Here is a 23077-nt window from a genome sequence, read left to right on the forward strand (position 1 = left end):
GCATTGACTGCGCATGCATCGCAGGTCACTGTAGCACGACGGGAGGGTCAGGTGATCGCACAGGACGAGGTCGCGCGAAGCAGGTCGGACGAGGCGGTGACGGCGCTGACGCTGGTCCGCCCGGTCGCGACGTCCGATCTCGACAAGGTGCTGGCGCTGGCACGCAAGGGCGGGGTCGGGCTGACCAACCTGCCGCCGGACCGCGCCGCGCTGGCTAAGCGGATCGCCGCCAGCGAGGCGGCGGTCGCCTCGGCCGATGCACGCGCTGCGGGCGCCGCGATCATGCTGGTCGGCGAGCAGGACGGCGATGTCGTTGGCACCGCGATGATCTTCGCGCGCGTCGGCGCCGAATGGCCCTTCTACTCCTACCGCATCACCCGCCAGGCCGCGGTGTCGCGCGCGATCGGACGGACGAAGGAACAGCGGCTGCTCAACCTCGTCAACGACTTCGACGGCGAGGTGGAGGTCGGCGGGCTGTTCGTCGACCCGGCCCGGCGCGGCCAGGCGCTGGGGCGGCTGATGGCGCGTGTCCGCTACCTGTTCATCGCGCGCCATCGCGACTGGTTCGCGCATCGCGTCATCGCCGAGCTGCGCGGCTGGCAGGAAGCCGACGGCCGCTCGCCGGTATGGGAGGCGATCGGCCGGCATTTCTACGACATGGACTTCCACGACGCCGACCGCACCGGCGCGATCGAGGGCAACCAGTTCATCGCCGATCTCGGCCCGCGCTACCCGCTCTACCTGTCGCTGCTGCCGCCGGACGCGCGCGCGGCGCTGGGACGGCCGCATGACGACGGGCGGCCCGCGCGCGACATGCTGCTGGCCGAGGGCTTTCGCGACGAGGGCTATGTCGACATCTTCGACGGCGGCCCGACGCTGGTCGCCGACATCGACGCGGTGAAGACGGTGCGCGAGACCGAGCCGCTAATCCTGGTCGCAACCGACGGCGCCGGCGCCGGCGCGCTGGTCGGCACGGGACAGGGCGCGTCGTTTCGTGCGGCGGTCGGCCCGGCCCAGCGGCGAGGCGGCGGCGTCGCGCTCGGCCCGGCGCTCGCCGCCGCGCTGGCGGTGACGCCGGACGAGCCGCTATGCGTCGCGCCGGCATGAGCGCAGAGGGACGGTCGATGACCTGGGACCAGGACCCGGCGGTGCTCTCGCCCGTCGGCCGGCCGATACGCGCGCAGCTGGCGGAAGGGCCGCAGCGGCAGCAGCTGGACGGCTTTGAACCCGTCTATCGCGACATCGTCGATTACATCGTCCGCTGCACCCACCGCATCTGGGAAGAGAAGGACATCGGCCTCTGCCGGACGCATTATGCGGCCGATTGCGAGCTCCACACGCTGGCCGGCCCGGCGGTAGGGATGGAGGTGGTGACGCAGAACACGATCGGCGCGCTCGCCGCCTATGCCGACCGGGTGGTGATGGCCGAGGACGTGATCTGGAGCGAGGACGCGCCAGGCACCTTCTATTCCTCGCACCGGATCATGAGCCGCTCGACCCATTTCGGCGATGAGGCGGGAATCGGAGCGGCGACGATGCGCGGCAGCGGCACGCGGACGATCGCCGATTGCAAGGTGGTGGCGAACCGGATTGTCGAGGAATGGCTGGTCCGCGACAATGCGCGCGCGCTGTGGCAGGTCGGGGCCGACCCGCGCGTGCTGGCGCTGGCGCAGGCCGCGGCCGACCTGGAGGGCGATCAGGCGCGGCACGACTGGCGCCGCGCGATGCTGGCGGCGACCCGCACGCAGCCGGGCGTCCAGGTGCCGGACGGCCACCCCGCCCTGCTTCCCGCGACGGCGTTGCGCCAGGCGTTCGCCGAGGATTTGTACGGCGAGGCGGCGCGCGCCTTTTCGCCCGCGGCGGAGATCCGCTGGCCATCGAACCGGCGCGGTTACGGGCGGGGCTTCTGGATCGGCTGCGTCCTGCAGTTGCGCGCGATGCTCCACGACGCGACCTGGCGGCTGGAGCATGTCGCCGCCCGGCCGTTGCCCGGCGGCGACACGGCGGTGGCGCTGCGCTGGTCGCTGGCGGGGTGGCATCGCGGCATTGGCGCATGGGGGAACGCGTCGGGGCGCGAGCTGGTGCTGCTGGCGGTGTCGCACCTGCGGCTGCGCGGCGGGCTGATTGTGGAGGACATGACGGTTTTCGACGAGGTCGCCGCGATGCGGCAGGCGGCGGGCGGGCTGGGAGCATGAGCGTCGCCGCCCATTTTCACGCGTTGGCGGCCGGGCGGCGGCCTGCCGACGACGGTCTGCTCGGCAACACGCTGCTCGAATGGGGCGCGGGCGAGGCCTATGGCGAAGAGGCGATCCTCGAACTGTTCCGCGCGGCGCCGTTCGCGCCGGGCGACGGGGCGGTGCTGATCGAGAGTGCGCGGAGCGTGGCCTGGGTCGGGGCGGACGCGGCGCTGGTCGCGGATCTGTATGACGGCCGGATCGGCCGGCTGTGGCGGCTCGGCCCGGGTGCGCCGCCCGCCGCGGAACCCGCCGTCGCCGTCGCCTTCGATCCCGATCTGCAGCAGCAGCGCGGTGAGGTGTACGCGCGCGCCGACGACCATCCCGATCTCGCTGCGACGGCGATACCGCAGGTACTTGCCGTCGGCGAGGCCCTGATCGCGCTGCTCGGCCCAGCGCACCGGGCTCGCGCTTTCCTGACCCGCGCCTTCTCTGCCGACCGCTGCACCGTCGCCCTGTTCGCGATCCATCACCTGTCGGCGGGCGCGGTGCGTACCGCGGGGTACGACCATGCGCTGGCGTTGATCGACGGCGAGACCGTGCGGCTGATCGGCGAACGGGCGGCGCGCGCGCCGTGGACGCCGCGGCTGTGACGCGGGCGGGCTTTGCGCCCGTCGATCTGGCGGTCGTGATCGCCTATGCCATCGGTATCTTCGGGCTGGCGCAATGGGTGTCGCGCGATAGACGAACGGCATCTGGTCCGGGTTCCGCGCGTCGCCGTCGCCATCCTCATCGCGATCGTCGCCGCCCGCCCGCCGATCGGCCAGTCGGACCAGGCGTTCCAGTTCATCCAGGAGTTCTCCGGCTTTTTTACATCGGGGATCACCGTCATCTTTGTGCTCGGACTGTTCTGGAAGCGGGCGAGCGAGGCGGGGGCGAGCGAGGCGGGGGCGATCGCGGCGGCGGTGGCGTCGGTGCTGCTGTCCTGTCCGTTCCGCGCGCTGACGCCGGACATCGCGTTCATGGATCGGATGGCGCTGGTCTTCGTGATCTGCCTGGCGCTGGCGGTGATCGCGTCGCTGCTGCGCCCCGCGGGTGCGGAAGCGATCCGCATCCGCACCGGCAACGTCGACCTCGAGACGCCGCGCGTGTTCAACGTCGGCGCGATCGGCGTCGAGCTGATCCTGGTGGCGCTCTGCGCGACCTAGTGGTGAGGCGGCGGCACGGCTAGCGCTCAGGGCATGACCGACACGACCTTGGACGCCGAGCTGGCGCTGATCGCCGACGCCGATGCGCGGGCGCGCGTCTATCTCGCGAGTGTCGCCACCCGGCGTGTGTTCCCGGATGCGGCGGCGCTGGCGGCGCTGAGGCAATTCGAGGAAGCGCTGCCTGTGGCGGCGAGCGACCCCGCCGCGACGCTGGCGCTGCTCGACGCGGTGGGTACACCTGCGACCGTCACGTCGAACGGGCCGCGCTATCACGGCTTTGTCATCGGCGCGACGTTGCCCGCCGCCGCGGCGGCCGAGCGGCTGATGGCGGCGTGGGACCAGTGCGCGTCGTCTTGGGACAATTCGCCCGCGGCGGCGACGCTGGAGCGGGTGGCGGCGCGCTGGGTGCTCGACGTGCTCGACCTGCCGCGCGAGGCCGCGGTCGGGTTCGGCACCAGCGCCACCGCCTGCGGGCTCGCCTGCCTCGCGGCGGCGCGGCGGACGCTCCTGGCGCGCGCGGGCTGGGACCTCGACGCGCGCGGGATCCATGGCGCGCCGGAGATCAGGATAATGGTCTCCGACCTTGCGCACGTGACGGTGCTGAAGGCGCTGCGCGTCCTTGGCTTCGGGCGTGATCGCCTGCTGATCGCGCCGACCGACGCGCACGGCCGGGTCGACCCCGCGCGGCTACCGCCGCTCGACGCGCGGACGATCCTGTGTCTTCAGGCGGGCGAGGTGAACACGGGCGAGTTCGATCCCTTCGCCGCGCTGCTCCCCGTTGCGCGCGCCGCCGGGGCATGGGTGCATGTCGACGGCGCGTTTGGGCTGTGGGCGCGCGCCGCGCCGTCGCTGCGCGCGCTGACCGACGGGGTCGAGCTGGCCGACAGCTGGACGACCGACGGGCACAAGTTCCTCAACACGCCCTATGACGGCGCAATGGCGATCTGCCGCGACGCCGGTGTGCTGGCCGAGGCGATGAACGGCGACGCTGCTTACGCGACCGCCAGTCAGGACGCGCAGAAGAACCTGACGCTGGAGTTCTCGCGACGCCCGCGCGGCGTGCCGATCTGGGCGGCGTTGCGGACGTTGGGGCGCAACGGCGTCGCCGCGCTGGTGGAGGAGCAATGTGCGTTGGCCCGCCGGTTGCGCGACCGGTTGATCGTCGGCGGCTTCGAGGTGCCGAACCGCGTCGTCCTCAACCAGCTCCTCGTGCGCGCGGACAGCGACGAGAGCACGCGCGCGGTGCAGGCCGCGGCGGCGGCGTCGGGCGAGACATGGTTCGGTCTGACGACGTGGCACGGACGACCCGCGTGCCGGCTGAGCCTGTCGTCGTGGCGGACCACCGCCGCGCACATCGACGCGACGGCTGCATCGTTGATCCGGATTCGCGCGGCGCTCGGCTAGACCCCGCGGACAACGAACAGCGTTGCATCGCCTTCACTCGAATAGGCGCGCGGTGTCCCGGCCGGCACCGTCATTGTGTCGCCGGCGCCGAGCATCAGCGTCGCGGCGGGGGTGATGACCGCCACCGCGCCCGTCTGCACGAACACCACTTCGGCCACGGCGCGCGAAATCTCGGCGGAGCGATCGTCGCCGTCGAGCGTCAGGCGGGTCAGCGTGAAACCCTCGGCCGCGGGCAGTTCGCCGCCGTCGCCGATCACCAGCGTCTCACCGGGCAGCGCCGCGACGGGCGCGCGGGCCAGCACCTCGTCCTCGTCCTCCGGCCGCATCATCCGCAGGCCTGCGATCGTCGAGCGATCGGTGACCGGCATCGGCGCGACGCCGGCGGGCACGGTCTGCCCTGCGGCGGTGTCGACCAGCGCGCCGTTCTCCAGCAGTACCAGCCCGTAGTCCTTCGCCATTGCGAACACCTGCGGCGCCCAGGTGACGCGGCCGGGATCGTCGCCACCCAGCACCGACCAAAGGAACCCCGTCTCCCCGCCGACATTGCGGAAGCCGCGAAAGGCCTTGGTCGGAAAGCTGACCACGTCGCCTGGCCCGGCATGGATCTGCGCATCGTCGCCATGCTCGCCGAAGTCGAAACGCCACCGGCCGGTGTGGACGACGAACACTTCGGCGGTGTCATGGCTGTGCTGCGAGTTGGTGCAGCCGGGCGGCTGGCGCGCGCCGCCGATGTTGAAGCCGTGCGCCTCGGCGATATGAACGTGCTGGTCGGGATTTTCCGACACGCCGGGGCCGATGATCGTGAAGTTCTCCTTCGCCGAACTGCCGGGCGTGCGGGTGTCGATGAACGCGTTGAGGCACGGTTTGAGATCCGCGTAGCGCACCACGCGGGCTTCGAGGGCCGAGGCGGTCCAAGCCCGATCCATCGTCGCCGCCGCCATCCTGTTTCCCCAACCCAACCTTGAGCACCAGACTGCACCCTGCTGCATTCGCAGTCAACAACACAGGTTGGATGAAATCCAGGGCTTAGCGCCGCGGGTAGCATCGATAACGGGACAGCGGTTGGCATTGCAAACGTAATTCCCGGAGATACAGCCGACAAGCTTGGCCGCCCTCGATCCGCGAGCGGCTGTCGAGCGTGCAGCATGTGACGATTTACAAGGAGCTGACCGGCGCATTTGCCGCAAGCCATCTGCTGGCGGATCATGCGGGAGGCTCGACGTTGTCGCTTCGGGCCGGGCGCCGGACCTGGCGGTCGCAACCTTCGGGCAAAGGATACAAACACTGCGGTTTCGCCGAGGTTGCGGTAATATAGGAGGCGCGTGATGAGCGGGGAGCCCCGCGGGCGCGAGCTGGAGGTAATCGAGGGATGAACGCGCTGCGGATCGCCGCGATCCTCCTTGCGGCGGCGCTGAGCGCGTCCGCTGCGCCTGCACGGGTCGACCACGCCACCGCGACTTTTTCGCGCTTTCGTTATGAGGGGCATCAGCCCGCAAATGCCGTGCCGCTGCCGCCCGGCCGCTATCGCAACCCGATCATCGCGGGCTCCTATTCTGACCCGTCGATCCTGCGCGTCGGGCGCGATTACTATCTGACCAACGCCAGCATGACCTTCTGGCCCGGGCTGCCGATCTTCCACTCGCGCGATCTGGTTCATTGGCGCCAGATCGGCGCAGCGCTGAACCGGCCTGGCCAGATGCGGATCGCAGGCCTGGACACCTGGCTCGGCATCTACGCCCCGGCGCTCGCGCAGCGTAACGGCGTCTATTATCTGATCTCCACCTGTCAGGGCTGCGGCGGCAATTTCATCCTGACCGCGCGGCGGCCGGCGGGGCCGTGGTCCGACCCGCACTGGCTGCCCTTTGCCGGCATCGACCCGTCCCTGTTCGTCGATGCCGATGGACGCGCCTGGGTGGTCAACAACGGTCCGCCCGACGGGGCGCCACGCTGGAACGGGCATCGCGCAATCTGGCTGCAGGCGATCGACCTGCAGCATTTCACGATGACCGGCGAGCGCCGGGTGATCGTCGACGGCGGCGCCGATCCGGCGCGCCGGCCCTTCTGGATCGAAGGGCCGCATCTGTTCAGGCAGAGGCGCGGCTACCTGCTGATCTGTGCGGAGGGCGGCACCAAGGAACATCACCACGAGGTCGCGTTTCGCGCCAGCACGCTGGCGGGACCGTGGCGTCCCGCGCCCGAACCGATCCTGTCGCAGCTCGACCTCGATCCGGCGCGCGCCTTTCCCGTGGTGCAGGCGGGGCATGCCGATCTGGTCGAGACCCCCGCGGGCGACTGGTGGGCGGTGTTCCTGGCATCGCGGCCCTGGGGGCCGGCAGAGCTCGACTATAATACCGGTCGCGAGACCTTCCTGTTGCCGGTCGCATGGCGTCGCGGTTGGCCCGTCATCCTGCCGCCGCGGCAGCCGGTCCCGCTGACCCTGCGCGCGCCGCGCCTGCCCAGCGCGCCGACGGGAGAGCCGCATGGCGGCGACTATGCGTTTGCCGACGATTTCGGCGGCACGGCATTGCGCGCGCCCTGGTCGATGCTCGGCTCGCCGGTCGAACGATGGTGGCGTACAGGGGCCGGATCGCTGCGGCTGACGGCGCGAGCGATGCCGCTGGGCGGCGCCGGCCAGCCGTCGTTCCTGGGCGTCCGGCAACAACATATGTACGCGCAGGCGACGGTACGCGTCACCGTGCCGGGTGGGTCGACCATGCGGGCGGGGCTGACCGCGTACCAGGGCACGCGCCGCTTCTTCGCGCTGTCGGTGACGGCGCTGACCGGCGGCCGTCGCGAGGTGCGGCTGGAGCGCATGACCGGCGCAGCGGACCCGGCCGACGGGACGCTGGTCGCGACCGTGCCACTGGCGGCGTCCGGCCCCGTCGATCTGCGCGTCGTCGCCGATGGTCCGCGCTATACGTTCAGCTATGCCGTACCCGGCGGCAGCTGGCGAGCGGTCGGCGACGTCCAGGACGGGTCGATCCTGTCGACCAGCTCGGCGAGCGGGTTTACCGGCGTGATGCTCGGACTGTTCGCATATCGGTCCGCGGATTAGATTGACTGCGTAACCAACGTAGGGCTGGACCCGGCGCGCCGATGTGGGCATGCGCCGCCGCGACGGCATGGCCGGGGGCGGTGAGCAATGACGGATCTGCAACGGGAAAAGACGCTGGTGCGGGCGTGCCACGACGCGATCGCGGCGGCGGGGCCGGATAGCATCGCTGGGGTGCTGGCGCGCTTCACCGCCCCCGGCTGGCAGTGGCGAGGCATGCATCCCTGGCACGAACAGCATGGCCCCGCAGCGGTCGCCGCCCAGTTCTGGCAGCCCTTCCTCACCGCCTTTACGCGGGTCCAGCGCCGCCCGGACATCTTCATTGCCGGCCTGAACGAGATCGACGGCTTTCAGGGCCGCTGGGTTGTGCAGATGGGGCATCTGATGGGCCTCTTCGACCGACCGTGGCTGGGCATCCCCCCTACCCACCGCATCGCGATGCTGCGGTTCGCCGAGTTCAACCGGGTCGAGGACGATCGCATCGTCGAGACGGCGCTGTTCGTCGACATCCCGCACCTGATGATGCAGGCCGGACACAATCCCTTTCCGCCGCAGACCGGCGCGCAGTTGGTGCACCCCGGCCCGGCGACGCATGACGGGCTGTGCTACGAGCCGCAGGACCCGGTGCGGAGCGCGGCGGCGTTGGCTGCGATCGACGCGCTGGTCGCCAATCCACGTGCCAGCGTGCTCGGCATCTCCGAGACCGAGCGGCTGCACCGCGTCTGGCACGACGACATGATCTGGTGGGGGCCGTCCGGCATCGGCGCCAGCTACACGATCGAGCGCTATCTCCGTCAGCACGCGGCGCCGTTCGGCGCGGCGCTGATGGACGGGTATCGGTTCAATGGACATCTCTGCCGGATGGCGGAGGGCGATTTCGGTGGCTATTTCGGTTGGCCCAACCTGACCTTGACCAACAGCGGCGGGTTTATGGGGCTGCCCGCGGGGCCGGGGCAGGCCGACATGCGCGTCGTCGACCTCTACCGCGTCGCTGACGGCAAGCTGGCGGAGAACTGGATTTTCATCGACCTCCTCCACTGGTGCGCGCAGCAGGGGCTGGACGTGCTTGGCCGCATGGCGGCGGTCGCCGGCGGCGGCGGCTGAGGCGCAGAAAAAGAGCCGGCGGATCGCTCCACCGGCTCCTTCAGCTGCTTTCGGTCCGGGCTAGAAGCGGAAGCCGACCCGCGCGCCATAGGTCCGGGGATCGTCATAGGTTCCCTGGATCTGACCGTTCGAACCCACCGTGATGCGGCCCAGCGTGGCCTTGTTCTCGATGTTCTGGACGAAGATCTGCGCGCTCAGCCGGTGATCCGCGGAGGTCCAGGCGATCCGCGCGTCGGACTTGAAATACGACTCCTGCTGGATGTTCGGCGCTGCGGGCGACAGCAGATAGCGGCCGCTCCAGATGGTGTGGAATTGCGGCGTGAACGTCCCCGCGCTGCCCGCGTCGATGTCATAGGACGCACCGAACTGCGCCGACCAGTCGGGCGTGTTCTGCACCCGCCGGTCCTGCGGAATATAGGCGTACTGAAAGCCCGAGATGCCGGTGTTGACGAACAGCTCCGGATTGGTCTGCGCGTTGGGGAAATAGCCGCCGCCGATGCCGTAATTCGCCGGCGCGTTCGACGACGTCGTGCCGCCTTGGCAGCCGCCGGTCAGATAGAAGCAGATGAAGCTGGGCGGGATGTAGGTCGGATATTTGGTGTAGCGGGCATGCAGATAGTTGAGCGACGCATTGATCGTCAGCTCGGGTGTCGGCTTGGCGATCAGCGACAGCTCCGCGCCCGGAGCATTTTCCGATCCGGTGTTGAAGATCGTCGTGACGTTCTGCGTCGCGCCGTTGATCACCACCTGCTGTGTGCCCTGCGCCTGCAGGTCCGTATAGTGGTTGTAGAACGCAGCGATGTTCAGTTGCAGGCGGCGGTCGAAGAACTGGTTCTTCGAGCCGATCTCATAGGCGGTGACGCCTTCGGAATTGAAGGTCGTGAACGCGCCCGGGCTGTTGGCCGCGAACGCGCCCGCGCCGAACCCCCCGGAGTGCCGTCCGGTGCTGAAGCTGGCGTACAGCAGATTGTCGGGGCTCAGCTTATAGTCGAGCGCCAGCCGATAGGTGCCGAACTTAAACTTGCGGCTGCCGCACAGCGTGTAGAAATAATTGGGCACCGTCGCGACCGGCGTGCTGCTCTGGTTCGTCGAGATCGGCTGCGCAGTGAAGCCGCCGCAGGTCAGATTGGCGAAGTCGTCGCTGAAGTACGGATTGACCGCATAGTAATTCCCCGGGTTGGCGAACCCCTGGGCGGTCGCATATTGTCCGGCGAACGACGTGCCGTTGTTCGAGCTCTGAAAAACCGACCGGTAGTCCTTGTCGTCCACCGTATAGCGGGCGCCGGCGGTCAGCGTCAGTCTGCCGTCGATGGTGTACGACGCCTGGCCGTAGATCGCATAGGATTTGGTCTTCGCCGCCGTCTCCCCGCGCGAGTCGAAGATGTTGCCGGTGGTGTAGTTCAGGTTGCACGCCGCGGGCGTGGTGTAGCTGTACTGGCAGCCATTGGCCGCGCCGTAACCGCCGATGCCGCCGTACAGCACCGGCAGCCCCTGCGCCGCGGCAGACGCCGTGGTGTAGGTGCGGTTGAGGTAGTAATAGGACGTCGCATCCCGCGCCGTTTCGTTGAGGTAAAAGCCACCCAGCGTATATTGCAGCGGGCTGCTCGCATCCGCTGACTGCAGCTGCAATTCCTGCGTGAAGGTTCGCGAGCGCGTGCCAGAGATGTAATATTGCAGCGGGATCGGGCCGCCGTCGCCGTCGCCGCCGTTGACGGTGCGGAAGTTGGTGTAGGACGTGATCGACCGGACCCGCACCGCCGGGCTGATCTCGTAGCTGATCGTGCCGCTATATTGCTGCTGCCGCAGGTCCTCGGTCGGCGCGGCGTCGTACACTGACCTGTACGCGCCGGGCAGCCTGATGCCGACATCCGCGCCATTCACGTCGGCGACGCCGTCACGAAATGCATTGGTGTACGGATACAGCGTGCCCGTCCCGGGGCTCAGCCCGTTGAACCCGCCGGTGCCGTTCCCTGCGAGCGGGAAGGTGAAGCTTTGGCCGTTATAGACCAGCGTACTGCCCGGCGCGGTCACCAGCGTTGGATCGACCGCGACGCCGATCACCTTGCCGTTGATCGAGTTGAAGCCGTGATCGTTGCGCCGGAAATAACTGCCGCGCAGCAGCACTTCGAGCCGCCCGTCAAGCGCGGTCGGCGCCCACCGCAGCGAGCCGCGGACGAAATACTCATGCTTGTCCTGCAGGTCGGCGCGGCTGTTGACGACGCTTTGCAGGTAGCCGTCATGCCGCTCGAACGCACCCGCGACGCGCAACGCCAATCCGTCGGCTAGCGGCGTGTTGAAGAAGCCCTCGATGCGGATGCGGTCGTAATTGCCGTACAGCGCGTCGACGCCGCCCTCGACATGATCGGTCGGCTTGGCAGTGGAAAAGGCGATGTTGCCGCCATAGCTGTTGCGGCCGAACAGCGTTCCCTGCGGCCCCTTCTGCACCTCGACGCGCTCCAGATCGACGAGCGAGGCGGTCGTCTGCTGCGGACGCGACTGATAGACTTCGTCGATATAGAAGCCGATCCGCGGGTCGGAGTTCAGGCCGATCGCCTCGGTATAGACGCCGCGGATCGCGGGCCGCTCGGCCGCGCCCGACCGGCCCAGCCGCAGGCCGGGGATGACCTGGACGAGGCGGCTGACGTCGCTGATGTCCTGGTTGCGGATCTCGGCGGCGCTCAACGCCACGACCGACAACGGTACCAGCTGCAGGCGTTCGGTGCGGCGCTGTGCGGTGACCACGACGTCGCCGATCTGACCAGCGTCGGACGCGGCGGCGTCGGCGGCGGTCTGGCTGGTGTTGCCCGGCGTCGGCGTGTCCGGACTGTTGGTCTGTGCGGTCGTCGCGGTGCTGGCGCCGGCAGCCTGCGCCCACCCGCCGGTGGCGGTCATGCCGAACATGGCGACCGAACAAAGCAGCGCGCCACGCAGCGCGCGGGCGGCAGTTGCAGCGGTCTCGTTCATGTCAGTGTCCCCCCATGAAGTGTGCAGCCCTGCACCCGGGCCGTCCGTGGGCGAAGACTTGCACGACTTGCCTTCGCTTGCAATACGCCGGTCATATATCAAGTACTGCACGGCAGCAGCTGAGACCGACCCTCAGGAAGAATGAAGAAAAACAGTAGTTTAGCGTATCGCCTACTTGCTGATTTGCGTGTGACTGCGATGCCACACATCGTTGATATTCGCGGTTAGTCCAGGGAAGATTCTGTGATCCCGGCAGAATCGATCAGACCGGTTGGGCGAACTGCGCATGCCGAAACCGTCCGCCGCTTGTCTCGCCAAACCGAGCTGCTATGCATGCGCAGTCAAAAAGGGGGCGGACATGGCGAACTGGCTGAAGCGGGGATCGACGGCGGCGGCGCGCGCCGACCTTGATCGCAAGGTCCGCGACACGGTCGAGACGATCCTCGCAGACATCGAAACGCGGGGCGACGCGGCGGTGCGCGCGCTTTCGGTCAGGTTCGATGGCTGGGATCGCGACGACTACCGGCTGACCGATCGCGAGATTCAGGACTGTCTCGACCAGCTCACCGGCCAGGATCTGAAGGACATCGAGTTCGCGCAGACCCAGGTCCGCACCTTCGCGCAGATCCAGCGCGACAGCATGAAGGATGTCGAGGTCGAGACGCTGCCCGGCGTTGTCCTCGGCCACACGCATATTCCGGTCAACGCGGCGGGCTGTTACGTGCCGGGCGGGAAATACCCGCTGCTCGCCTCGGCCCATATGTCCGTCATCACCGCGAAGGTCGCGGGCGTGAAGCGCGTGATCACCTGCGCGCCGCCGTTCGAAGGCAAGCCGGCGCCCGCGATCGTCGCCGCGCAGCACATGGCCGGCGCCGATGCGATCTATGCGCTGGGCGGCATCCAGGCGATCGGCGCGATGGCGCTGGGAACGCAGAGCATCGACCCGGTCGACATGCTGGTCGGTCCCGGCAACGCGTTCGTCGCCGAAGCCAAGCGGCAGCTGTTCGGACGGGTCGGCATCGACCTGTTCGCCGGACCAACCGAGACGATGGTGATCGCCGACGACAGCGTCGACGGCGAGCTGTGCGCGACCGATCTGCTCGGGCAAGCCGAACATGGTCCCGACAGCCCGGCGATCCTGATCACCACGTCCGAGAAGCTCGCGCGCGACACAATGCGCGAGATCGCACGGCTGCTGACGGTGCTGCCGACTGCGGCGATCGCCGCCAAGGCCTGGGAAACCTATGGCGAGGTCATCGTCTGCGAGGACGAGGCCGAGATGGTCCGCGTCGCCGACGACTACGCCAACGAGCATGTCCAGGTGATGACCCGCGACCCCGCCTATTTCCTGAAGAACATGACCAACTACGGCGCGCTGTTCCTGGGTCACCGCACCAACGTCGCCTATGGCGACAAGGTGATCGGCACCAATCACACGCTGCCAACGCGCAAGGCGGCGCGCTATACCGGCGGCCTGTGGGTCGGCAAGTTCCTCAAGACCTGCACCTATCAGAAGGTACTGACCGACGCGGCGTCGACGATGATCGGCGAGTATTGCAGCCGGCTCTGTGCGCTCGAGGGCTTTGCCGGGCATGGCGAACAGGCGAACATCCGGGTGCGCCGGCATGGCGGGCGCAACGTCCCCTATGCCGGGCGCGCCGAGCCGGTGGGGCAGCCGGCATGACGATCGACCGGCGCGCGCTGCTCGGTGCAGGCGCAGCGGGAGCGGTGCTGGCGAGCGGGTCGGCGCGCGGCGCGGCGGCGGTGGCGCCCCGCTTTCTGTGGGGTGCGGCAACCGCGGCGCATCAGATCGAGGGCGGCAACGTCAATGCCGACTACTGGGTCCTGGAGCACATTGCCGACACCTATTTCCGTGAGCCGTCGGGCGATGCGTGCGACAGTTACCACCGTTGGCGCGATGACCTGGCGCTGGTCGGCGCGGGCGGCATGAACGCGTATCGCTTCTCGATCGAGTGGGCGCGGATCGAACCCGAACGCGGCGAGATCAGCCGCGGCGCGCTGGACTATTACAAGCGCCTCTGCGCGACCGCACGCGACAGGGGGATCGAGCCGGTCGTCACCTTTCACCACTTCACCTCGCCGCGCTGGATCGCGGCGCAGGGCGGATGGGAGAACCCGGCGACGGCGGACGCCTATGCCCGTTACGCGGGGATTGCGGCGCGCGCGCTTGGCGACACCGTGCGCTGGGTCTGCACGATGAATGAGCCCAATGCGCAGGTCACGTCGAAGGTGCTCCAGCTCGGGCGGCCGTGGGACAGGGAACCGGCAATCCGCGCCCAGGCGGCGCGGGCGGTCGGTTCAAGCACTTGGGGGTCGTACTTCCTGGGCGACAGCTTCCGCGTCCGCGACACCTGCCTTGACGCGCACCACAAGGGCCGCGATGCGATCAAGGCGGCGATGCCGCACGCGCGGGTCGGCCTGACGCTGGCGCTCCAGGAGCTGAGCGCCGGGCCGGGCGGCGACGCCCTCCTGGCCCGCATCCGGCAGGAGGCGCGTGCGCCCTTCTACGAAACGGCGCGGGCCGACGATTTCATCGGCGTTCAGACCTACAATCGCGGCGTGATCGGGCCGGCGGGGTACCTGCGCTCGCCGGGCGCGCTGCGCGATGCAGCCGACGCCGACGCGTCGCCGGGCGCGCTCGTCGCGGTTGCCGACGAGGCGCATCAGGCGACGGGGCGGCCGGTTTTCGTGACCGAGAACGGGATCAACGCCCCAGACGACGCTCTCCGGGTGCGGCATCTGCGCGCGACGCTCGACGGGCTGGCGAGCGCGATCGACGGCGGCCTGCCGGTGCTCGGCTATATGCACTGGAGCCTGCTCGACGATTTCGAGTGGAGTTCGGGGTATGTCCCGCGCTTCGGGCTGGTTGCGGTCGACCGCACCAGCTTCCGCCGTACCCCAAAGCCCAGCCTGGCCGCCTATCGCGCCAAGATCGCGGAGCTGCGCGCGCGCCATCGCTGGGCATGACCACGACGCAGCGCGACGATGCAGCGCGCCGCCAAGCGCGGCGCTGACCGCACAAAGCTCCGCTTCGCGGCAGGCAAACCGAAGCCGCATTGAACGCCCATCGACTTGATGGATGTAAGGGCGACTTTTCCGGAGTAGCTCATGCCGCTGACGCTCGCGCTGATTCTTGCCGCCCAGACTGCCCCAGCGCTCACGTCCGATCAGACCGCGCCGCAGGCGGCGACGGAACGCGCCGGCCCGGCGCTCGCCAGTCCCGGTGGTGACGTCGTCGTCACCGCCCGCCGCCGCAACGAATCGGCGCAGCGGGTGCCGATCGCGATCTCGGTGATCGGCGGCACCGCGCTGGCGGAGACGGGAACCAACAACGTCACCCGGCTGACGCAGATCCAGCCGACCCTGCAATTCTATTCGACCAACCCGCGCAACTCCGCCGCCAACATCCGCGGGCTGGGCGCGCCCTTCGGGCTGACCAACGACGGCATCGAACAGGGTGTCGGTATCTATGTCGACCAGGTCTATTACGCGCGCATCGCGTCTGCGACCTTCGACTTCACCGACACCGACCGGATCGAGGTGCTGCGCGGGCCGCAGGGCACGCTCTACGGCAAGAATACGACCGCGGGCGCGATCAACATCTACACGCGCGCGCCGAGCTTCGAGCCGGAAGCGCGGGTCGAGCTGAGCGCGGGCAATTACGGCTATGTGCAGGGCAAGGCGTCGGTGTCCGGCCCGCTGATCGCCGATACGCTGGCGATCCGGCTGTCGACCTCGCTCACGTCGCGGCGCGGGACGATCTACAACGTCCGGCAGGGGGAATGGCAGAACGCCCAGGACAACCAGTCGTATCGCGGCCGCCTGTTGTGGCGCGCGGCGCCCAGCCTGACACTGACGCTGGCGGGCGACTATAACCGCCAGAACCCGAACTGCTGCGTGCAATATTATGCACGGGTCGGCGCGACGCAGCGGCCGCTCAGCCGCCAATATGCGGCGCTGGCGGCGGCGCAGAACTATGCCGTGCCCTCGACCGATCTGTTCGCCCGGCTGACCGACGTCGACAGCGACCTGCGCGCGAAACAGACGCTGGGCGGCGTGTCGCTGCTCGCGGACTGGGATCTGGGCGGCGCGACGATGACCTCGGTCAGCGCGTGGCGGGTCTGGAACTGGGATCCGTCGAACGACCGCGATTTCATCGGGCTGCCGATCACGACAGTGTCGCAGAACCCCTCGCAGCAGCATCAGGTCAGCCAGGAGCTGCGGCTGGCGTCGAACGGCACGCACGCGGTGGACTGGGTGGCGGGCGCCTTCTACTTCCACCAGACGATCGACACCCAGGGCAGCCAGGTGCAGGGCGCGGCCGCCAGCGCCTTTCTGCTCAACCCGACCAGCGCGGGCGGACGCAACCCGGCGACGCTCAACGGGCTGACCGCAACCAACACGATCGGGTTCGGCAACACCTCGGCCGCGCTGTTCGGCAAGCTGACCTGGCATCCGACCGGGCGGCTCAGCGTGTCGCCCGGACTGCGGCTCAACTATGACGAGAAGAACGGCAGCTATCTGTCGGTCGTGACGAACGGTACCGGCACGGCGCTCACCGCCGATCAGCTCGGCGTGCTGGCACCGCAATCTTATGCGCCGCGCTTTCACAACTGGAACCTGTCGGGCGACCTGACCGTCGCGTACGACTGGTCGGCCGACATCCACAGCTACGCGACCTATGCGCGAAGCTACAAATCGGGCGGCATCAACCTGTCGGGGCTGCCGCTCAACGCGACCAATACGGGCGTCGACCTGACCGCCCAGACGGTGCGGCCGGAGAAGGTCGACCATCTCGAACTGGGGCTGAAGACGCAGCTGGCGGACCGGCGGATCACCGCCAACCTGGCGGTCTTCTACACCGGCATCGACGATTACCAGGCGACGGTCAACAACGGCCAGCTGACGGTGATCCGTGGCTATCTAGCCAATGCCGGGCGGGTGCGGACGGCGGGCGTCGAACTGGACAGCGCGTTCCGGCCGACCGCGCGGCTTAACGCCTATGTCAACGCGGCCTATACCGAGGCGAAATACGTCCGGTTCAGGAACGCCCCGTGCCCGCCCGAGCTGTCGGGGGGCAACCCGGCGCTGAACGGCGCAACGCCCGCCCCGGCGGGGACGCCGGGGCTGAGCCCGCTGACCTGCGATATCTCGGGGCAGGCGCTGCCCGGCGTGTCGAAATGGGCGCTGAGCTGGGGCGCGGAATACGGCCTGCCGGTACACGACGGCCAGGTTTATGCCGCGTATGATGGCAGCTACCGCTCACGCTTCTCGTCCAATCCGTCGCCGTCGGCCTATACCTATATCGATGGATACGCGCTGGCGAACTTCCGGCTGGGGTTCCGCGCCGGCGCGCGGTTGAACGCCTTTGCCTGGGTGCGTAACGCATTCGACCGCAATTATTTCGAGCTGCTCGCCGTGCAGTCGGGGAGCACGGGGCTGATCGTCGGCCAGCCGGGCGATCCGCGGACCTTCGGCGGCACGATTTCGACCTCGTTCTGAGCCATTCCTACCGCAGTGCGGCAGATTAGCTGCGCTTCGCGGTGGCGAAGCAATCGTCGGTTCGCCGCGCTGCAGCATCGTGTCATCGCAGTGTCATGCTGGCAGAGGCTCTCGAACGGCTGATCGCGCGCGCCCCGGCGGCGGACGATGCTCGATGGGTGTTCACCACCAGCTTCGGGCTGGAGGATCAGGCGATCACCCACGCCATCGCGACCGCCGGGCTGGCGGTGGAGATCGTGACGCTCGACACTGGTCGCCTGTTCGCCGAGACGCAGGCATTGTGGGCGGCGACTGAAGCGCGGTACGGCCTCGTGATCGCGGCGTACGCGCCGGACGCCGACGCGGTGGCCGCGCTGGTCGCGGCGGACGGCGAATACGGGATGTACGACAGCAAGCGCGCGCGCCTCGCGTGCTGCGACGTTCGCAAGGTCGCGCCGCTGGCGCGCGCCCTGGACGGGGCGGCCGGCTGGGTCACCGGCCTGCGCGGCGCGCGCGGCGCGACGCCGCCCGCGGACCTCGCCTGGGACGACGCGCATCACCTCTGGAAGGCTAACCCGCTCGCCGCCTGGCCGCGCGACGCGGTCGCCGCCTATTGCACCAATCACGCCGTGCCGGTCAGCCCGCTCCACGCCCGCGGCTATCCCTCGCTCGGCTGCGAGCCCTGCACCCGCGCGGTCAAGCCCGGCGAGGACGAGCGCGCGGGGCGCTGGTGGTGGGAACAGGGGCAGGTCCGCGAGTGCGGGCTTCACGTCACGGCGACGCAAGAGGAACGGGCATGAGCGACCATCTCGACCAGCTGGAGGCCGAGAGCCTGTTCATCCTGCGCGAGGTGGTGGCCGAGTGCGCCAGCCCGGTGCTGCTCTATTCGGTCGGCAAGGATTCCGCGGTGCTGCTCCACCTCGCCGCCAAGGCCTTCGCGCCCGGACGCATCCCGTTCCCGTGCCTGCACATCGCATCGGGCTGGGACTTTCAGGACGTGATCCGCCACCGCGATCTGGAGGCGGCGCGCCTCGACCTCGACCTGATCGTCCATCACGAAGGCGCGGCGGCGCTGAGCCCGTTCGACGTCCCGGTGCCGGTCTATGTCGACACGATGCTGACCCAGGGGCTGAAGAACGCACTCGACGCAGGCGGCTGGGATGCCGCGTTCGGCGGCGCGCGGCGCGACGAGGAGCGGGCGCGGGCGAAGGAGCGGGTGATGAGCGTCCGCGCGCCCGGCCACCGCTGGGATCCGCGCCGCCAGCGGCCCGAGCTGTGGAGCCTCTACAACACGCGGCTGCGGCACGGCGAAAGTCTGCGCGTCTTTCCGCTGTCGAACTGGACCGAGGCGGACGTGTGGGCGTACATCCGGCGCGAGGGCATTCCGATCGTCCCGCTCTACCTCGCCGCCGAGCGGCCGGTGGTGGAGCGCGACGGGATGCTGCTGGTGGTGGACGACCACCGCATGCCGCTGCGGCCGGGCGAGATAGCCAACACCCGCCGCGTCCGCTTCCGTACGCTCGGCTGCTACCCGCTGACCGGCGCGGTGGTGAGCGCGGCGGACACGCTCGACAAGGTCATCGCCGAGACGCTGAGCGCCACCGAGTCCGAGCGCGCGGGCCGGGCGGTCGACCACGACCAGTCGGCCAGCATGGAGCGCAAGAAGGCGCAGGGGTATTTCTGATGGCCACGCTGCTCGCCGACGCCCCCGTCCTGACGCAGCCGCGGCCGATGCTGCGGGTGCTCGCCTGCGGCTCTGTGGACGACGGCAAGTCGACGCTGCTGGGGCGGCTGATCCACGACGCGGCGGGGCTCTACGCCGACCAGGCGCCGGTCGACGATGATTGGGCCGGGCTGTTCGACGGGCTGGAGGCGGAGCGCGAACAGGGCATCACGATCGACGTCGCCTATCGCTATTTCGCGACGCCCGCGCGCAAGTTCATCGTCGTCGATACCCCGGGACATGAGCAATATACCCGCAACATGGTGACGGGCGCGTCGAACGCGGACCTGGCGATCGTGCTGGTCGACGCGACGCGCGGGGTGACGCGGCAGACGCGGCGGCACAGCCGGATCGTGCGGCTGCTGGGGCTCAGGCGCGTCGTGCTGGCGGTCAACAAGATGGACCTGGCGGGCTTCTCCGCCGACCGGTTCGCCGAGATCGTGGCGGAATATCGCAGCTTCGCGCGCGCCGTCGGGCTGCCGCTGGTCGACGCGGTGCCGCTGGCGGCGAAGCATGGCGACAATGTCGCCGGCCCGAGCGCGGCAATGCCTTGGTATGACGGCGCGACGCTGCTCGACCTGCTGGAGGCGGCGGACGCGCGCCGCGACGAGGGCGGGGCGTTCGTGATGCCGGTCCAGTCGGTGCTGCGCGCCGGCCAGCGCGACCGCTGGCTGGCCGGATCGGTGGCGAGCGGCGCAGCGGCGGCGGGCGACGCGGTCCGAGTCCTGCCGGGCGGCCAGCGCGCCCGGCTCGCGCGTGTCCTCCACCGCGACTGCGCCGCCGCCGGGCAGGCGGTAAGTGTCCAGCTCGCCGACGACGTCGACTGCGCACGTGGCGATGTGCTGGTCGCCGACGGCTCGCCCGCGATCGCCGCCGACCGCGTTACCGCCGACCTGATCTGGTTCGGCGAACAGCCGCTGACGCCGGGTGCGCGCTATCTGGTCAAGCTCGGCCACGTCACCGCGGGCGCGCGGGTGACGGGGGTGCGTGACGTGTTCGATCCCGACACCGGCGCGCACGGCCACGCCCGCGCGATCGGCGCCAACGACATCGCGACGGTGACGGTTGGTTTCGACCGGCAACTGGCGGTAACGCCGTTCGAGGCGGGACCGGCGCTGGGCGGGTTCATCCTGATCGATCCGGCGACGCAGGCGACCGTCGCCGCCGGCCTCGTCCGCGACGCGGGCTATGCCGCTGACCCGGTGCTCGCCACCGTCTATCGCGTCGAAGGGGAGGAGCGCCAGGCGACGACGCAGGCGCTCCACGCGGCGCTCGACGCGGCGGGGCGGCGGCCGGTGCTGGTCGACGACGACCTGCTGGCGGAGCTGGCGCTGCCTGCGGGCGACACCGCGCTGGGCAGGCTGGTGCGGCTGCTGGAGGGGACGGGGGCGACGCCGATCCTGTCGCTCGCCGCGCCGACCGCGCTCGGCACACCCTACCGCCCGGGCGACCCGCTGACTGCCGATCCCGATTGGGTGATCTAGCGCAATCCTGCTGCATCCCTTTCACCCCCCGCGCCGTTGAGCCTTGCGAACCCAGGAGGCACGTAATGGCATTCTTCAACAAGGACATGGCGAAGCTCGCGCGCGACAACGACTTCTTCCAGAAGGAGGTGTTCCTCGACAAGCGCGTCCAGGTGGTGCTGATGAGCCTGCAGCCCGGCGAGGAGATCGGGATGGAGACGCACCGCGCCGACCAGACGACCTTCTTCGTCGACGGCAAGGGCCAGGCGATCGTCGACGGCGCCAAGGCGACCGTCACCGACAACCACATGATCGTCATCCCGCAAGGGGCCGAGCACAACATCGTCAACACCGGCGACGAACCGCTCAAGCTGTTCTCGGTTTATGCCCCTCCCGCCGAGCCGCACGGCATCGCCGCGAAGACCAAGGCGGATGCGGAGGAGTATGAGAAGGGTTGGCTCGCCAAGGCCGCCGAGGCGGTGAAGAGCGCCGTCCGCGGGTGATCGGCCCCTGTTCGTCCTGACCCGGCGGCGCGTCGTCTAGGCCGGGCTGGACAACGGCGCGCCCGCTCGTCATGCCCCTTTCGTGGCATCGTCGATCGAGCCCTCCAGCGCCGCTGATCCCGGTGCGCTCGACCCGCAGGCGGCGCGCGAGTTCGCGCTGATCGCCGATGCCGCGCCGGTGCCGATGTGGACGACGAGGGCGGACGGCCGCCGCGGCTTCGTCAACCAATGCTATCTGGATTTTCTGGGCGTCGATCGGGAAGCTGGTCTCGCGTTCGACTGGCGGACGATCCTTCATCCCGACGATGCCGGGCGGGTACGGGCGGAGACGATCGCGGGCGCCGCCGCAGGCGTCACTTTCGCGACGGAGGCGCGCTACCGGCGCCACGACGGCGAGTGGCGGTGGGTCCGCTCGGTGTCGACGCCGCGATCCGACGCGGCGGGCGCCGCGGGGGGCTATGTCGGCGTCGGTCACGACGTGACGGAGGCGAAGACCGCCGAGCTGGCGCTGCGCAGCCGCGAGCGGCAGCTGTCGGTGCTGATCGACCAGACCGCCGCGGGGCTGGCGCAGATCGACCTGAGCGGCCGCTTCACGCTGGTCAACGACCGGTTCTGTGCCATCGTCGGCTGGTCGCGCGCGGCGCTGATGGAGCGGACCGCGCGCTCGATCACCCATCCCGACGACCTCGCGCACAACGACGCGCAGATGGCGGCGATGCTGGCGAACGGCGAGGCGATCACCACCGACAAGCGCTATGTCCGCCCCGACGGGTCGGTGGTGTGGGTCAGCAACTCGGTCGCGCTGAGCCGCGACGAGGTGGGCGCGCCGTCGCGGGTGATCGCCATCTCGCTCGACATCACCGCCCGGCGCGAGGCGGAGGCGGCGGTCCGCGCCAGCGAGGCGCGGCTGGAGTTCCTCGACGCGCTGGGCCGCGCCACCGCCGCCGCGGTCGATGCCGATGCGGTGCTGGCGATCACGACGCGCATGCTGGGGGAAAAGCTGGCCGCGTCGGACTGCGCCTATGCCGACATTGAAGCGGACGGAGATTCGTTCCACATTCGCGGCGACTGGCATCGGTCCGACATGGCGTCCATCGTCGGGAGTTATTCGCTCGCTAGCTTCGGCTCGCAAACGGTGGCGGACCTGAATGCCGGGAGGCCGCTGCTGATCGAGGATGTCGCCGCCATCGAGGGTGACGGCGCTGCCGCGTTCCGGGCAATCGGCATTCAGGCCACCATCTGCATGCCCTACATCAAGGGCAACCGGCTCGCGGCGCTGATGGCCGTCCATGCATCGGTGCCGCGACGGTGGACGGACGAGGAACTGGCGCTGGTGCGCGAGGTGACGGCGCGCTCCTGGGCGCATGTCGACCGTGTCCGCGCGGAGGCCGCGCTGCGCGACAGCGAACGGCAGCTGCGGCTGGCGGTGGCTGGCGCGCGGATCGGCACCTGGGATTGGGATCCGGTGACGCAGCGCGGCGGCTGGTCGCCGCGCACCGCCGAGATCATGGGCATGCCGCATGAGCGCGTGCTGACCGAGCGCGAACAGGCGGAGATGGTCCATCCCGACGACCGCGCGCGCGTTGCGGCGGGCAGTGCCGCGCTGGCGCTCGCGGGCACCGACTTCGCCACCGAATACCGGATTATCCGCCCCGACGGCCAGGTGCGCTGGGTCGCGAGCCACGGCCTTGTGATGCGCGACGCGGCGGGCGGGGCGGTGCGCGTGATCGGCACGCTGCGCGACGTTACGGCGCGCCGCCGCGCGCAGGAGGCGCTGACCGCGCTCAATCAGACGCTGGAGGCGCAGGTGGCCGAGCGCACCGCCGAGCGCGACCGGATGTGGAATATCTCGGCCGACCTGATGCTGGTCATCGATTTCGAAGGCGTATTCCGGCGCGTCAATCCGGCCTGGACCGCGCTGCTGGGCTATACCGCCGAAGAGCTGGTGGGCCACCACGTCAACGAGTTCGTCCTGCCCGA

At 69.5% G+C, this 23077-nt stretch carries 17 protein-coding genes; 15 read left to right on the forward strand and 2 right to left on the reverse strand.

Going from position 1 to position 23077, the window contains the following annotated elements; genetic code table 11:
- Positions 1–51 precede the first annotated feature (51 nt).
- From ACP2AD_RS04595 to ACP2AD_RS04615, 5 genes are read left to right on the forward strand one after another with little or no spacing between them, the layout of a single operon-like run.
- Complete coding sequence (locus ACP2AD_RS04595; RefSeq protein WP_425228910.1) at positions 52–1107, forward strand: arginine N-succinyltransferase; 1056 nt, start codon at positions 52–54, stop codon at positions 1105–1107.
- A gap of 17 nt (positions 1108–1124) precedes the next feature.
- Positions 1125–2195: a hypothetical protein gene (locus tag ACP2AD_RS04600; RefSeq protein WP_425228911.1), complete on the forward strand. Its 1071-nt coding sequence runs from the start codon at positions 1125–1127 to the stop codon at positions 2193–2195.
- Entirely contained in the window at positions 2192–2827 is a 636-nt protein-coding gene (locus ACP2AD_RS04605; protein ID WP_425228912.1) for a hypothetical protein, read from the forward strand. The genes ACP2AD_RS04600 and ACP2AD_RS04605 overlap by 4 nt, the downstream gene beginning before the upstream one ends.
- Before the next feature lie 45 nt (positions 2828–2872).
- Positions 2873–3382, forward strand: a complete 510-nt coding sequence (locus ACP2AD_RS04610; protein ID WP_425228913.1) for a sodium:solute symporter family transporter — start codon at positions 2873–2875, stop codon at positions 3380–3382.
- A gap of 33 nt (positions 3383–3415) precedes the next feature.
- On the forward strand, positions 3416–4786 hold the full coding sequence (locus ACP2AD_RS04615) for a pyridoxal phosphate-dependent decarboxylase family protein (protein ID WP_425228914.1): 1371 nt from the start codon (positions 3416–3418) through the stop codon (positions 4784–4786).
- On the opposite strand, the gene ACP2AD_RS04620 is transcribed toward ACP2AD_RS04615, so the two are convergent.
- The gene (locus tag ACP2AD_RS04620; protein ID WP_425228915.1) at positions 4783–5727 is read right to left on the reverse strand and encodes a cupin domain-containing protein; all 945 of its coding nucleotides are present in this window, start codon (positions 5725–5727) and stop codon (positions 4783–4785) included. The genes ACP2AD_RS04615 and ACP2AD_RS04620 overlap by 4 nt on opposite strands.
- A gap of 428 nt (positions 5728–6155) precedes the next feature.
- Between ACP2AD_RS04620 and ACP2AD_RS04625 the strand changes: the two genes are divergently transcribed.
- Both ACP2AD_RS04625 and ACP2AD_RS04630 read left to right on the forward strand, forming a co-directional pair.
- Positions 6156–7841, forward strand: a complete 1686-nt coding sequence (locus tag ACP2AD_RS04625) for a glycoside hydrolase family 43 protein (protein WP_425228916.1) — start codon at positions 6156–6158, stop codon at positions 7839–7841.
- Positions 7842–7928: 87 nt separating this feature from the next.
- Positions 7929–8942, forward strand: coding sequence for an ester cyclase (locus ACP2AD_RS04630; protein ID WP_425228917.1), 1014 nt, complete (start codon positions 7929–7931; stop codon positions 8940–8942).
- A gap of 60 nt (positions 8943–9002) precedes the next feature.
- Here the strand turns inward: ACP2AD_RS04630 and ACP2AD_RS04635 are convergent, their stop codons facing one another.
- Positions 9003–11906 (reverse strand): TonB-dependent receptor, encoded by a 2904-nt coding sequence (locus ACP2AD_RS04635; protein WP_425228918.1) that lies wholly within the window; start codon positions 11904–11906, stop codon positions 9003–9005.
- 358 nt (positions 11907–12264) lie between these two features.
- On the opposite strand from ACP2AD_RS04635, the gene hisD reads away from it, so the two are divergent.
- The 8 genes from hisD to ACP2AD_RS04675 all read left to right on the forward strand — a co-directional run.
- Positions 12265–13590: a histidinol dehydrogenase gene (gene hisD / locus ACP2AD_RS04640; protein WP_425228919.1), complete on the forward strand. Its 1326-nt coding sequence runs from the start codon at positions 12265–12267 to the stop codon at positions 13588–13590.
- Positions 13587–14894, forward strand: coding sequence for a glycoside hydrolase family 1 protein (locus ACP2AD_RS04645; protein WP_425228920.1), 1308 nt, complete (start codon positions 13587–13589; stop codon positions 14892–14894). The genes hisD and ACP2AD_RS04645 overlap by 4 nt, the downstream gene beginning before the upstream one ends.
- A 141-nt stretch (positions 14895–15035) precedes the next feature.
- The gene (locus ACP2AD_RS04650; protein WP_425228921.1) at positions 15036–17429 is read left to right on the forward strand and encodes a TonB-dependent receptor; all 2394 of its coding nucleotides are present in this window, start codon (positions 15036–15038) and stop codon (positions 17427–17429) included.
- Between the two features lie 95 nt (positions 17430–17524).
- Entirely contained in the window at positions 17525–18208 is a 684-nt protein-coding gene (locus ACP2AD_RS04655) for a phosphoadenylyl-sulfate reductase (protein ID WP_425228922.1), read from the forward strand.
- Positions 18205–19092 (forward strand): sulfate adenylyltransferase subunit CysD, encoded by an 888-nt coding sequence (gene cysD / locus ACP2AD_RS04660; protein WP_425228923.1) that lies wholly within the window; start codon positions 18205–18207, stop codon positions 19090–19092. The genes ACP2AD_RS04655 and cysD overlap by 4 nt, the downstream gene beginning before the upstream one ends.
- Positions 19092–20615 carry a sulfate adenylyltransferase subunit 1 gene (locus ACP2AD_RS04665; protein WP_425228924.1) on the forward strand — a complete coding sequence of 508 codons (1524 nt, stop codon included), beginning with the start codon at positions 19092–19094 and terminating at the stop codon, positions 20613–20615. Before cysD ends, ACP2AD_RS04665 begins: the two co-directional genes overlap by 1 nt.
- Before the next feature lie 65 nt (positions 20616–20680).
- Positions 20681–21097 (forward strand): cupin domain-containing protein, encoded by a 417-nt coding sequence (locus ACP2AD_RS04670; protein ID WP_425228925.1) that lies wholly within the window; start codon positions 20681–20683, stop codon positions 21095–21097.
- Between the two features lie 82 nt (positions 21098–21179).
- Positions 21180–23077 (forward strand): PAS domain S-box protein (locus ACP2AD_RS04675; RefSeq protein ID WP_425228926.1); only part of this gene is annotated, 1898 nt, incomplete at its 3' end.

The organism is Sphingomonas sp. (assembly GCF_965248875.1).
GTDB lineage: Bacteria > Pseudomonadota > Alphaproteobacteria > Sphingomonadales > Sphingomonadaceae > Sphingomonas.